We start from the raw sequence: 12,925 nt of genomic DNA on the forward strand, positions 1-12,925 counted from the left end.
ATGGAAAGACTAGTCGAAATTGGGCGGGCGTTTGTTCAGGCGATGCGTGATCGCAATGGCTTGGCAAGCGTTGACGAGATGTACGCGGAAAACGCTCAGTCCATAGAGGCGGTTGTGCCTCCGGTACGGCAATTTCGGATCACAAAGGGCCGCGACGCCATCAAGGCAAAACGGGAAGACTGGCTGAAAACGCATGATATCCTGACACTTACGGCGGACGGTCCTTTTGTTCATCCGCCCAATCGCTTTGGGGTGCGTTTCAATGCCGAGGTCGTGCAGAAAGACACCGGACAAAGGATGAACCTTAGCGAGATTGCCATTTATTCCGTTGAGGATGGCAAGATTGTACTGGAAGAGTTCTTTATGTTGCCAAAATAGCGAACGGTGCCTGGCAACACGGGATCCCAAGCGCTCGCGGCCATTTCAGGACGCCTCGCCTGGTCCGGTGTGTAAACAGGTACGTCCAATCAGAAAACGGGCGGTTGACTGGTCGCCTCGGGGCTTGGTGGGCACATAGGCTTAGGTTTGCAGCGTTTTAGCACTCTGCCCGGATCGGAGAACCCAGATGACCAAACTCTCACCTGACAAGCTGTCTGCCGAGGCCGGGGTTTGCGCGGCAGATACCGGCAAGAATGCCCCGCCACACCCCTATGAGAAACTTGACCGCGCGACGCGCGCGGCCCTTGCCCGTGCCACAGCCGGTGTTTCCCCGCATTCGATAATGGCCACCTGGATGGATTGGGCCCTGCACCTGGGTCGTTCCCCCGGTCGCCAGCTTGAACTGACAGAGCGCGCAGCACGCGATACGGCCAAACTCTGGGTCTATGCCAGCGAGATGGCGACCGGTGCGAGGGCCGCTCCACCTTTTCAACCACGCAAGCAGGATCACCGTTTCAATGCGCCCGGCTGGCAAAAGGCGCCATTTTCCCTTTGGCAGCAGGCTTTTCTGAGCGCACAGGATTGGTGGCAGGCCGCAACGGACGAAATGCCGGGCATCGCCCCCCGTGACGCCGAACGGGCGCAATTTCAGGTTCGCCAGGCACTTGATCTTGTCTCTCCTTCGAACTTCCCGTGGTCGAACCCGGAAATCATCAATCGCACGTTCCAGACCGGCGGTCGCAATTTGATGGAGGGCGCCGCCCACTTTCTTGAGGATGTTGCCCATACCATAACGCAACAGCACGAACCTGCCCCTCAGGGTTATGAAATCGGTAAAGACATTGCCGCGACCCCCGGCAGGGTCGTTTATCGCAACGCGCTGTTCGAGCTGATTCAATACACACCGCGCACCAAGCGCGTGCAGGCGGAACCGATCCTTTTCGTGCCTGCCTGGATCATGAAATACTATGTGCTCGACCTTTCTCCGGAAAATTCCATGGTGCGGTATCTGGTCGAGCAGGGCTTTACCGTTTTCATGATTTCCTGGGTCAATCCCACGGCTGATCAGGCTGATCTCAGCCTTGAGGATTATCGCCTGAACGGTGTCATGGCCGCGATCGAGGCCATCGAGAAAATCGTTCCGGGTAAAAAGATCCACGCCAATGGTTATTGCCTGGGGGGCACACTTCTGGCGATTGCAGCTGCGGTGATGCAACGCGATGGTGATGACCGGCTTGCAAGCGTTACGCTGATGGCGGCGCAGGTTGATTTTGCCGAAGCCGGTGAGCTTTTGCTGTTTATCGATGACAGTCAGGTCGCTTTTGTCGAAGATCTGATGTGGTTGCAGGGCTATCTTGACCGCCCTCAGATGACGCGAACTTTCACGACAATCCGCGCCGAAGATCTGATCTATGCCCGGGCTGTGCGCCGCTATTTTCTGGGCGAAGACGACCTGCCTACGGATCTGACCGTCTGGAACAATGACACGACCCGAATGCCGGCGCGAATGCATTCCGAATATTTGCGCGGTCTGTTCCTGGAAAACCGGCTGAGCGCTGGGCGCTTTTCCGTCGAAGGGCGGGTCGTCGCGCTCAAGGACATTCGCGTTCCCATGTTTGTGGTCGGAACGGAATCCGACCACATTGCTCCGTGGCGATCAGTGTACAAAATCCGGCTGTTTACCGACGGAGACCTCACCTTCGTGCTGACCAACGGCGGTCACAATGGCGGTATCCTGAGCGAACCGGGGCACAAGCACCGCCACTATCGGTTGGGCCACAGGCCGGCAGACGCGCTGTATACCTCGCCGGATGAGTGGTTTGAGTCGGCCAAGGAAAAGCAAGGTTCCTGGTGGCCTGCGATGGTGGATTGGATCAAAGACCGTTCATCGGGCGAAACTGCGCCGCCGCCGATGGGCGGAAAACGAAGAGGGGCCGAAAACCTGCCCAAAGCGCCGGGCAGCTACATTGATCAGACCTGAAACCGGTGGCGAAGGTCTGACCCCTCATTGCCTGGTCAATCACACTTGGACACCCGAACAAGTCCTTCGGGTGCAACCGAGGTTTTGGTCGCTCGGTTGGATCCGGGACTTTGCGATGGATCAAGCCTTGCTGCGGCGCCGTTGTGTTATCGTGCAGGTCGTCGGAACCCTGTGCCAAATTTGCGGCTTTGTCGAAGGCCGAGCCCGCAATTGGCAACGAAAAGAGGCAATACACAGATGACCACGGGCGGACACATCTGGAGAGTTGGACCATGACACGCGCAATGGTTTTGAACGAGGCCGGCCGTGCGCTGAGACTGGAAGACATCGAACTTCCGGCGCCGGGCGATCATGATATCCAGATCCAGATCGAGGCTTGTGGTGTTTGTCGCACGGATCTGCACATCGTCGATGGTGACCTCGAACATCCTGAACTTCCACTGGTTCCGGGCCACGAAATCGTGGGACGGGTCCTGCGAAAGGGAGATGCTGTAACAGGGCTGGAAACCGGTCAGCGCGTGGGCGTGTCGTGGCTTGGGTCCACTTGTGGTCGATGTCCTTATTGCCACCGCGCGCAGGAAAACCTGTGTGACGCGCCGGTGTTCACGGGATACACGCGAAACGGAGGGTTTGCCGAAGCCTGCCTTGCGGATGCACGGTATGTCTTTGCCCTGCCAGAGGTTGCCGATCCGGTTGCACTGGCACCGTTGTTATGTGCCGGACTTATCGGATTTCGCTGTCTGCGAATGGCGCAGGATGCCAAGCATATCGGCTTTTATGGATTCGGAGCCGCCGCGCATATCCTTGCACAACTGGCCGTCTGGCAGGGCCGGAAAGTATATGCGCTGACCCGGCCCGGGGATATCGAGGCGCAGAAGTTTGCGCGTGATCTTGGCGCGGTTTGGTCTGGTGGGTCCGACGAACGACCACCGGTGGAACTGGATGCTGCAATCATATTTGCACCTGTCGGTGCCCTTGTGCCCAAAGCGCTGCAAGCTGTCCGCAAGGGCGGCCGGGTGGTTTGCGGCGGAATTCACATGAGCGACATTCCATCCTTTCCCTACAGCGATCTTTGGGGGGAACGTCAAATCCTGTCTGTCGCAAACCTGACGCGTCAGGATGGTGAGGAGTTTTTTGCAATGGCCCAAGCCGCAGGTATCCAGACACGGACACAAAGATATTCACTGAAGGACGCCAACACAGCCCTCGCGGATCTGAGCGCCGGGCGATTGCAAGGGGCAGCGGTTTTGGTTCCCTGACCAAAGGTCGGTCGCGCCGCGCGCCGGCTCGGCAAGTCACAGCTGACGTCAGTGTCCGAAATCCGGGGGGCGGCTCGGGCAGACGGATCCTGATCGTGGAATGGACGAAACACCGGAACATGAAAGACTGCTCATTGCGCTGGGATGCCGCCCACCCGCGCCGGACACAATAATACCGGCCGCCCCGTGGACGATCTTGCGCCAACAACAATCAAACTGGACCGTCAGATGAGGGAGGGGCAGAGAGCTTGTTTCCATTCAACGTGTTGAAAAGGCTGGCTTTGCATGGGAGATCGTCTTTTGGCGCAGCAGTGAACGAACATTGCTGCCATGTCTGGCAATTGCGTCGTTTATATTTACATTTAAATATATGAAAAATATGTATTTAAATTGTTATAGGCCAGAAAGCTTTTCAGATGATCTTGGGTTTCGTCAAGACGTTTACAAAATTTTGTTTCAAATCCAGTAATTTGTTGTGAAATTTTCCACCGCGTTTCCATTATTGAAATGCACATAAGTGCGCTTTCGTCTGCTGGAAGAGGAGCCAGACGACGAGAGAAAGGGAAATGGGAGGAATGAATGACCAACAAATCTGTCACACGCCGCGGCGTGTTGAAGTCTGGTGCCGTTGCAGGCACCGGTCTGGCCCTGCCTACGATCTTCACGGCTTCGTCGGCTGCCGCTTACACCAACGAACCAACCGGAGGGTCCGTGACCCTGGGCTTCAACGTTCCCCAGACCGGGCCGTATGCGGAAGAGGGAAATGACGAGCTGCTGGCGCAACAGCTGGCGGTGGAACACCTGAACGGAGAGGGTGACGGCGGTTGCCTGAACACCTTCACGTCGAAGGCGCTGAAGGGTAATGGCATCCTCGGCAAGAAGGTCGAGTTCGTCACCGGTGACACCCAGACCAAGTCGGACGCCGCGCGTGCATCAGCAAAGTCGATGATCGAAAAAGACGGTGCGATCATGATCAACGGCGGGTCGTCCTCGGGCGTGGCCGTTGCGGTTCAGGGCCTGTGTCAAGAAGCAGGTGTGATCTTTATGGCAGGTCTGACCCACGCCAACGACACCACCGGCAAGGACAAGAAGGCCAATGGTTTCCGCCATTTCTTCAACGCCTACATGTCGGGCGCTGCGCTTGCGCCGGTGCTGGCCGCCGAGATGGGCAATGACCGCCGCGCCTATCACCTGACGGCTGACTACAACTGGGGCTGGACCCAGGAAGAGTCGATCGTCGCCTCGACCGAAGCCCTGGGATGGGAAACGGTCAACACCGTCAAAACGCCACTCGCGTCAACAGACTTCTCGTCCTACATCACTCCGGTTCTGAACTCGGGCGCGGACGTTCTGGTTCTGAACCACTATGGCGGCAACATGGTGAACTCGCTGACCAACGCGATTCAGTTCGGCCTGCTCGACAAGGTCGCCAACGGCAAGGACTTCAAGATCGTCGTGCCGCTGTATTCGGAACTGATGGCCGCCGGTGCGGGCGAGAACATCAAGGGCGTGCTGGGTTCGATGAACTGGAACTGGCAGTTGCAGGATGAAGGCACCAAGGCTTTCGTGAAGTCCTTCGGCGAGAAATACGGCAAGCCGCCGTCCAACTCGGCCCAGACCTGCTATGCACAGGTTCTGCTTTATGCGGATGCTTGTGAGCGTGCCGGTACATTCAACCCATGCGGTGTTGCGGAAGCGCTGGAAGACTTCGAGTTCGACGGCCTGGGCAACGGCCCGACCTGGTATCGCGGCGCGGATCACCAGTGCTTCAAGGACGTGCTGGTCGTGCGTGGCAACATGAACCCGACCAACGCCTATGACACGCTGGAGATCGTCGAGATCACGCCACGCGCGCAGGTCGAATACGATCCGGAGCATCCGATGTTCGCCGGTGGCGCATTGGGTGAGTGCAACCCGGGCGCATAAAGCCTCGTATCAAAGTCTGGCCGCCAAAATGGTGGCCAGACATCTACAGCAGGGTTGATCCTGTTGTGCCACTCAATTCACACTGACTAACCCTGAGGTGGGCCAATGGACGCCATCCTATTGCAAATTCTGAACGGTCTGGACAAAGGGTCGGCTTATGCGCTGATTGCGCTGGGGCTGACGCTTATTTTCGGGACGCTCGGCGTTGTGAACTTTGCCCACGGGGCCCTGTTCATGATCGGCGCGTTCTGTGCCGTCACTTTGCAAAAGCTCATGAACCTGAGCTTTGTAACCATCGACGAGAGCCAAACCGACTTTCTTGGCAACCCGCTGAAAGTGGAAACACCTTATGTCCAAGCATGGTTCGGCCCGGAGTTCGGGGCGACGATCATCGACTGGTCCGTTCCATTGGCAATCCTGTTTGCGATCCCGATCATGCTGGCGGTTGGCTATGTGATGGAACGCGGGCTTATCAAGCATTTCTACAAACGCCCCCACGCGGACCAGATCCTTGTCACGTTCGGCCTGGCGATCGTGTTGCAGGAAATCGTAAAGTATTTCTTTGGTGCCAACCCCATCCAGACCCCGCCGCCCGACGCGCTGAGTGGCTCTATCGACCTTGGCACAATGATCGGGTTTGATCCCAACGCGATCATCTACCCGATCTGGCGCCTCGTCTATTTTGGCTTTGCAGTTGCCATAATCGGTGCCGTCTTCTCATTCCTGCAATTCACCACCTTCGGCATGGTTGTGCGCGCCGGCATGGCGGATCGCGAAACTGTGGGCTTGCTGGGGATCAACATCGACCGGCGCTTTACGATCATGTTCGGTATTGCTGCTGCGGTGGCCGGTTTGGCGGGCGTCATGTACGGGCCGCTCAACCCGCCCAACTATCACATGGGGATGGATTTTCTGGTCCTCAGTTTCGTTGTGGTTGTCGTTGGCGGCATGGGGTCTCTTCCCGGCGCCGTGCTGGCTGGCTTTCTGCTGGGCATTCTCGAAAGCTTCGCCTCTACGACCTGGGCCACGACGACGATCCCGGGCATCAACCAAATCATCATCTACCTTGTTGCCATTATTGTGCTGCTCACACGCCCGCGCGGTTTGATGGGACGCAAAGGCGTGATGGAGGAATAATCGATGTTGGGACTGAACAAAAAAGACACCAGCCTGCTGATCATCGTCGGCATCCTTACGATGCTGGCGCCCTTCATCCTGAATCCGTTCCCCGAAGGAAGCGCCATGGCGCAATTCAACGCGGGCTATCCGGACCTGATGCAACGTTTCGTGATCTTTGGCATCTTTGCCATCGGCTTCAACATCCTGTTCGGCCTTACCGGATACCTGTCATTCGGACACGCGGCCTTTCTGGGCGTTGGATCCTATTCCGCCGTATGGATGTTCAAGCTGCTGAGCTACAACATCATCCCGGCTATCGCACTCAGCGTTGTGGTCGCCGGAGTGTTCTCTTTGCTGATCGGGTTTGTCAGCCTGCGCCGGTCGGGCATCTATTTTTCGATCCTCACGCTGGCCTTCGCGCAGATGAGCTTTGCGCTGGCCTATTCGGTGCTGTCGAACCCCAAGTTCAACCTGACGAACGGGGAAACGGGATTGCAGGTTTACGCGGATGATCCACAGATACTGCAAGGGGCGAATTCGCCGGATCTGCCGCATTTGTTCGGGCTGCCGATGCGCGCAACCTACACGCTGGACGTGGGCGCGTGGAGCTTTGATTTCAACGCGGGATACTATCTGTGCGCGGTGATTATGATGGTGGTCTTCTACCTGGCGATCCGAATCTTCCGTTCACCTTTCGGGATGATGCTGCGGGCGGTGAAGTCGAACCAGCAGCGGATGAACTATACCGGCCTGAATTCGAAACCGTACACGCTGGCGGCATTTGTCATCTCGGGCATGTATGCCGGCCTGGCTGGTGGGCTGATGGCCGCAATGGACCCGCTGGCAGGTGCCGAACGTATGCAGTGGACCGCATCGGGCGAGGTCGTTCTGATGACGATCCTGGGCGGCACGGGAACCTTGATCGGTCCGGTGCTGGGTGCGGGCTTCATCAAGTATTTCGAAAACATCTTCTCGAAGATCAACGACAACGTGTTGCACAGCTGGTTTGCATTCCTGCCTGACGGGCTGGAGGACGCGGTGGTATTCGTGATCCATCCGTTCATCGGCAAGGGCTGGCATCTGACGCTGGGCATTCTTTTCATGCTTGTCGTTATCTACCTGCCGGGTGGTCTTGTCGAAGGTGGTCAGCGTTTGCTGAACCGGCTCAAGCGCAAGAAATCAAAATCCGACGACGCGACGTCGGGTAAAACGGAACCGGCGGAATAAGGGGCGAGCCATGGCAATTCTAAGAGTCAAAGACGTCAGCAAGCGCTTCGGCGGCCTCAAGGCACTCACGGATGTGAATCTCAGCGTCGAGGAGAATTCGGTTCACGCAATCATCGGGCCCAATGGGGCGGGCAAATCGACCTTGCTGAATTGTCTGGTCGGCAAGCTCATGCCAGACACCGGGTCCGTGTTGTTCGACAACGCCTCGGTCTTGGGGCTTGAGCCCTTCCAGATCAACCAGATGGGCATAAGCCGCGTGTTTCAGACACCAGAGATTTTTGGTGAATTGACGGTGATGGAGAACATGCTGATTCCGATCTTCGCCATGCGGGATGGGGCGTTCCGGATGCATGCTTATGAAACCATCGCCAACGAAAAGGCTGTTGTCGAACAGGCCGAAGCGATGCTGGAAGAGATGAACATGGCCGACAAGCGTGAGATGCACGCGGCCTCGCTGTCGCGGGGCGACAAGCGACGGCTCGAGATCGGCATGTGCCTCAGCCAGAATCCGCGGCTGTTGCTGCTGGATGAACCGACGGCGGGGATGGCGAGGGCGGATACCAACAACACGATCGACCTGCTGAAACAGATCAAGGATGAACGCGATATCACCATCGCGATCATCGAGCATGACATGCATGTCGTCTTCAGCCTTGCCGAACGCATCACTGTTCTGGCCCAGGGCACGCCTTTGGTTGAAGATACTCCTGAAAACATCCGCGGAAACCCAAAGGTTCGCGAGGCCTATCTGGGCGAGGCTGCGTAAGGAAAAGCTATGAACGAGAAACCTGACTTTTCGAAAAACGCCAATCTGGCCAGCACCGCCCCTGCGTTTCTTTCCGTTTGGGACATGCACTCCTACTATGGAGAAAGCTACATCGTGCAGGGCGTCAGCTTCAACGTACATGAAGGCGAGATTCTTGCCCTTCTTGGACGCAACGGCGCGGGCAAGACCTCGACGCTGCGTTCGATCGCGAGAGTTGGAGATCCAGAAGTCAGACATGGCGAAATCTGGTTGGACCACAAGCCTCTGCACAACATGACAAGCTATGAAGCGGCGGCAGTTGGCCTTGGTCTTGTACCGGAAGACAGACGCATCATTCCCGGCCTGACAGTCGAAGAAAACCTGCAACTCGCACAGATTGCGCCTCCGATCGGATGGTCCCTTGAACGGCTTTACGAGCTGTTTCCGCGTCTCGGAGAGCGCAGGAAGCAGGAAGGGATTACACTGTCGGGTGGCGAACAGCAGATGCTGTCGATCGCCAGGGCTCTTGCCAGGGACATCAAAGTGCTGCTTTTGGATGAGCCCTATGAAGGTTTGGCGCCTGTCATTGTCGACGAAATCGAAAAAACCCTCATACACGTCAAGCAGCAGGGTATGACAACGATCATCGTTGAACAGAACGCCGTGCGCGCTTTGGAGCTGGCGGACCGCGCGATCATCCTTGATACCGGGACCATCGTGTTCGACGGAACGGCAAAAGAAGTGCTTGAGGACACCAGTCTTCGTGAGGAATATCTGGCGATCTGAGCGTTGTTCTGATTGGCAAACAGAGCCAATGGGCACGATCAGTTCGTGACATCCGCCACTGCGCCGACCAGACGATTGCGGCGCGGTGTTCCAGGTCGTTGTGCAATGGATAAGAAGGCCAGGCACCAGTCCCGGGTTGCCGGTACCTACGTCGCAAGGGCTGCAAGCCGAACCTTCCCCAAGCCATTCCGGGCAACCGTCTTGACCGTGTGCCCATGGTTTCAATTGGTCTGAAAACGCGCCGACGAAACCGGTGTCCGGAGCGGGGCCGTGGGTCTCGCTTCACTTCCGGCTGGTATTATCCGGCAGACCCATTGCGGCTTCCGGTTCCCAGCACCTTCACTTCCAGCCAGTGGAACATCAGGGCAATAATACCAGCAACGAGAATGTAGAATACGGCCAGCAGGATGAGCGGCTCGTAGATGATGAACGTGTCGGACCGCACCCGGGATGACACGGCATAGATATCAACCACCGTAATCGTGGCAACCAAGGGCGTCGCCTTCAACTGGAGAATGGTTTCACCGCCCAGGGTCGGCAGGACATTGCGAATTGCCTGCGGCAACCAGATGCGGCGGAACATCGTCAGCCTTGGCATGCCAAACGCCTTTGCCGCCTCCAGCTGACCTTTGGCGACGCCTTTGAAGGCTCCGCGCATCACCTCACCTTCATAGCCGGCATAAGAAAGCGTCAAAGCCAGCACCGCATAAGGCCAGGCCTGACGCAGATACGGCCAAAGCTCGGACGATCGTATCCATGGGAATTGAGGGAACAATGAGCCGAGGCCATAATACAGCAACCAAAGCTGCAAAAGCAGGGGTGTGCCCCGAATGATGGTGCAAAACGCCTTGGCGGGGGCCGCAAGGTACCAGGGCCCAACGGCCTGGGCCAACCCGAGTGGTACGGCCAGCAGAAATCCGAGAACGACGGTGACAACAAGCAGCCAGAGCGTGGTCCAGATCCCCTGCAAGGCAAGCGGGGCGTATTTTGGCAACCAGTCCCATCGCAAAGACATGGCACACCAGATCACGATCCCGGCAAAGATCAGCATCATCACGATCCGATGGGGTTGCATCAAGGACCTGAGGTCGATCATCTGCCACCTCCTTTCAGAGAAGGTTGACCGCGACGCGCCCATTTCTCGATCCGCGCGAAGATACCACCCGAAAAGAGAGTGACCATGAGGTAGAGAAAACCCGCTGCCAGAAAGAAGGTAAAATAGGCCCGGGTGCTGCTGGCGGCCTGCCGGGTTTCCAGTGTCAGTTCGTTGAACCCCACGACCGCGAGCAGTGCAGTGTCCTTGGTGGCAATCAGCCACAAGTTGGCCAGACCGGGTACAGCAAAACCCATCATGGCGGGGATCGTGACACGCCGCATGGTCATGAATGCGGGCATCCCGTAGGACTTGGCCGCCTCGATCTGTCCGGGTGGAACCGCCTGAATGGCTCCGCGCAGAATCTCGGTTGCATATGCGCCCTGAACAACGCCGAGAACCCAAATGCCCGCGGCGACGCCATTGACCTCGACCCGGCCTCCACCCATTGCAGCGGAGATTTTGTTGATGATGTCAGATCCCACGTAATACAGGATCAGGATCAGGACCAGTTCCGGCACGGCCCGGATCACGGTCGTGTAAATGGCAAGAAGATCGCGCGTGACCTTCCCACCGTATAGTTTGCCATAGGCTCCGAACAATCCGATCACGAGGCCGAGCGCATATGCACCAAAAGCGATCTGCAATGAGTGGGACAATCCGCGCAGCAGATTGCCCCCCCAACCCGGTGGCGACAGCGACAGTAGCTCTGCGCTCTGCGCCAATCCAAGCGATTCCAACAGTCCGGTCACAGCAGCCGCTTAGTAGATGCTGGCCGAGAAATAGTTCGAGGTGATCTTCTCGTGCGTTCCATCGGCGAGAATTGCCGCGATGCCCTTGTTCAGCGCTGCAAGCAGGTCATCATCGCCCTTGCGAACACCGGCGCCAACGCCTCGCCCCAGGATAGCCGGATCATCTGCGACGGCGCCTTTGATTTCACAGCATGCCCCGGCATCCGAGTTCACGAAGTCCGCCATGGCAATACTGTCGGCCTGTGTGGCGTCAATACGGCCTGCGAACAGGTCCTGGTTGGCCTCATCCTGAGTCTGATAAACTTTCAGCTCGGAATCCTTGAAGTATTCCTGTGCATAAGCCTGATGGATGGTCGAAGCCTGAACGCCGACAACCTTACCGGCCAGCGACTCGGGGGTCGCTTCGATATCCATCGATTTGTCCGCGACGATGACGGCAGGTGTGTTGTAGTAAGGATCGCTGAAATCAATGGTTTTCAGCCGCTCCTCGGTGATCGACATTGATGCCATGATGGCGTCGATCTGCTGTCCGGTCAGCGACGGGATGATACCGTCCCAGGCGACCGGTGTGATGACACAGTCAAGTTCCGCAGCGGCGCAGACCGCATTGATGACATCGATCTCCCAGCCGACCCAGTTGCCTGAGCTGTCCAGCGACGCGAAGGGCGGATAAGGTTCGGCCGCGATGCCGATCTTGACCTCTTCGGCGCTGGCGACACCAGCCGAAAGGACAGCGGCGGCAAGGCCGGACGCGAGCAGTTTCTTGATGTTCATTTTGATACTCCCTTTTGGTTCATTATGTGTTGTTTTTCCGGATCAGGCGACCGAGCTGAGGAACTGCTTCAAGCGTTCTGATTTCGGGTTGCCGAAGACCTCGGCAGGCGGACCCTGCTCTTCGATACGGCCCTCGAAGAGATAGACAACGTGGTCTGCGACTTCGCGTGCAAATTTCATTTCATGGGTGACAAGCAGCATTGTGCGCCCTTCGGCGGCAAGATCGCGGATCACGGTCAGAACCTCGCCAACAAGCTCGGGATCAAGCGCCGACGTGGGTTCATCGAAAAGCATAACCGAAGGATCGACCGCAAGCGCCCGGGCGATGGCGGCGCGCTGTTGCTGACCACCCGAAAGATAGGCCGGATAGGTGTCGGCCTTGTCGCCGAGGCCCACCCTCTTCAGCAGTTCATGCGCCCGCGCGATCGCCTCTGCCTTCGGCACCTTGAGGACATGCACGGGCACTTCGATCACGTTCTCCAAAAGCGTACGGTGTGTCCACAGATTGAACTGCTGGAAGACCATGGCCAGCCGTGTGCGGATACGTTCGATCTGACGGCGGTTGGAAGGGCTGCCATCTGCGTGCATTTCAACCAGTTCGCCGCCAATGTTGATCTTTCCTGAACTCGGCGTTTCCAGAAAGTTGATGCAGCGCAGCATGGTGGATTTTCCAGAGCCTGACCCCCCGATAATGGCAACAACATCCCCCTTGTTTGCGGTCAGGGATACGCCTTTCAAAACCTCCAGCGTGCCAAAGGATTTGTGCAGATCCTCAACCTTGATCGCCTCGTCGGGCGTGGTTGCTTCGGGTGCGGGTGAAACTGCTTTGGCTGTGTCCATATCCAAGAATCTTCTGATTTCAGCTTGCAGTAAGCCCCGAATCTC

12 protein-coding genes are annotated in these 12,925 nt (G+C 57.3%); 8 read left to right on the forward strand and 4 right to left on the reverse strand.

Annotated elements, in window-relative coordinates; translation table 11 throughout:
* From AC2FFD_RS00695 to AC2FFD_RS00730, 8 genes are all read left to right on the forward strand, one after another.
* A complete protein-coding gene (locus AC2FFD_RS00695; protein WP_480683642.1) occupies positions 1-378 on the forward strand; it encodes a SnoaL-like domain-containing protein in 378 nt (125 codons plus the stop codon).
* Between the two features lie 187 nt (positions 379-565).
* Positions 566-2,359 (forward strand): PHA/PHB synthase family protein, encoded by a 1,794-nt coding sequence (locus tag AC2FFD_RS00700; RefSeq protein WP_496871427.1) that lies wholly within the window; start codon positions 566-568, stop codon positions 2,357-2,359.
* Between the two features lie 272 nt (positions 2,360-2,631).
* Positions 2,632-3,618: a zinc-dependent alcohol dehydrogenase family protein gene (locus AC2FFD_RS00705; protein ID WP_496871429.1), complete on the forward strand. Its 987-nt coding sequence runs from the start codon at positions 2,632-2,634 to the stop codon at positions 3,616-3,618.
* A 579-nt stretch (positions 3,619-4,197) separates the two neighbouring features.
* Positions 4,198-5,544, forward strand: a complete 1,347-nt coding sequence (locus AC2FFD_RS00710) for a substrate-binding protein (RefSeq protein ID WP_170345997.1) — start codon at positions 4,198-4,200, stop codon at positions 5,542-5,544.
* A gap of 105 nt (positions 5,545-5,649) precedes the next feature.
* Positions 5,650-6,681: a branched-chain amino acid ABC transporter permease gene (locus AC2FFD_RS00715; protein ID WP_170345998.1), complete on the forward strand. Its 1,032-nt coding sequence runs from the start codon at positions 5,650-5,652 to the stop codon at positions 6,679-6,681.
* Positions 6,682-6,684: 3 nt separating this feature from the next.
* Positions 6,685-7,890 (forward strand): branched-chain amino acid ABC transporter permease, encoded by a 1,206-nt coding sequence (locus AC2FFD_RS00720; RefSeq protein WP_425078872.1) that lies wholly within the window; start codon positions 6,685-6,687, stop codon positions 7,888-7,890.
* A 10-nt stretch (positions 7,891-7,900) separates the two neighbouring features.
* A complete protein-coding gene (locus AC2FFD_RS00725) occupies positions 7,901-8,656 on the forward strand; it encodes an ABC transporter ATP-binding protein (RefSeq protein ID WP_170346000.1) in 756 nt (251 codons plus the stop codon).
* Positions 8,657-8,665: 9 nt separating this feature from the next.
* Entirely contained in the window at positions 8,666-9,421 is a 756-nt protein-coding gene (locus tag AC2FFD_RS00730) for an ABC transporter ATP-binding protein (protein WP_170346001.1), read from the forward strand.
* 298 nt (positions 9,422-9,719) lie between these two features.
* Here AC2FFD_RS00730 and AC2FFD_RS00735 read toward each other — a convergent pair whose 3' ends face one another.
* Genes AC2FFD_RS00735 through AC2FFD_RS00750 form a run of 4 tightly spaced genes read right to left on the reverse strand, consistent with a single transcriptional unit; the run spans position 9,720 to position 12,880 of the window.
* A complete protein-coding gene (locus AC2FFD_RS00735; protein WP_170346002.1) occupies positions 9,720-10,517 on the reverse strand; it encodes an ABC transporter permease in 798 nt (265 codons plus the stop codon).
* Complete coding sequence (locus AC2FFD_RS00740) at positions 10,514-11,266, reverse strand: ABC transporter permease (RefSeq protein ID WP_117872369.1); 753 nt, start codon at positions 11,264-11,266, stop codon at positions 10,514-10,516. Before AC2FFD_RS00740 ends, AC2FFD_RS00735 begins: the two co-directional genes overlap by 4 nt.
* Positions 11,267-11,275: 9 nt before the next feature.
* Positions 11,276-12,040, reverse strand: coding sequence for a transporter substrate-binding domain-containing protein (locus AC2FFD_RS00745; RefSeq protein ID WP_170346003.1), 765 nt, complete (start codon positions 12,038-12,040; stop codon positions 11,276-11,278).
* Positions 12,041-12,082: 42 nt separating this feature from the next.
* The gene (locus AC2FFD_RS00750; RefSeq protein ID WP_170346004.1) at positions 12,083-12,880 is read right to left on the reverse strand and encodes an ABC transporter ATP-binding protein; all 798 of its coding nucleotides are present in this window, start codon (positions 12,878-12,880) and stop codon (positions 12,083-12,085) included.
* Positions 12,881-12,925 lie beyond the last annotated feature (45 nt).

The organism is Ruegeria sp. YTSC002, from assembly GCF_059609845.1.

What these genes read in the sequence shown, in the direction of transcription:
- AC2FFD_RS00695 (WP_480683642.1), top strand. Translation starts at nt 1, where the DNA reads ATGGAAAGACTAGTCGAAATTGGGCGGGCGTTTGTTCAGGCGATGCGT.
- AC2FFD_RS00700 (WP_496871427.1), top strand. Translation starts at nt 566, where the DNA reads ATGACCAAACTCTCACCTGACAAGCTGTCTGCCGAGGCCGGGGTTTGC.
- AC2FFD_RS00705 (WP_496871429.1), top strand. Translation starts at nt 2,632, where the DNA reads ATGACACGCGCAATGGTTTTGAACGAGGCCGGCCGTGCGCTGAGACTG.
- AC2FFD_RS00710 (WP_170345997.1), top strand. Translation starts at nt 4,198, where the DNA reads ATGACCAACAAATCTGTCACACGCCGCGGCGTGTTGAAGTCTGGTGCC.
- AC2FFD_RS00715 (WP_170345998.1), top strand. Translation starts at nt 5,650, where the DNA reads ATGGACGCCATCCTATTGCAAATTCTGAACGGTCTGGACAAAGGGTCG.
- AC2FFD_RS00720 (WP_425078872.1), top strand. Translation starts at nt 6,685, where the DNA reads ATGTTGGGACTGAACAAAAAAGACACCAGCCTGCTGATCATCGTCGGC.
- AC2FFD_RS00725 (WP_170346000.1), top strand. Translation starts at nt 7,901, where the DNA reads ATGGCAATTCTAAGAGTCAAAGACGTCAGCAAGCGCTTCGGCGGCCTC.
- AC2FFD_RS00730 (WP_170346001.1), top strand. Translation starts at nt 8,666, where the DNA reads ATGAACGAGAAACCTGACTTTTCGAAAAACGCCAATCTGGCCAGCACC.
- AC2FFD_RS00735 (WP_170346002.1), bottom strand. Translation starts at nt 10,517, where the DNA reads ATGATCGACCTCAGGTCCTTGATGCAACCCCATCGGATCGTGATGATG.
- AC2FFD_RS00745 (WP_170346003.1), bottom strand. Translation starts at nt 12,040, where the DNA reads ATGAACATCAAGAAACTGCTCGCGTCCGGCCTTGCCGCCGCTGTCCTT.
- AC2FFD_RS00750 (WP_170346004.1), bottom strand. Translation starts at nt 12,880, where the DNA reads ATGGACACAGCCAAAGCAGTTTCACCCGCACCCGAAGCAACCACGCCC.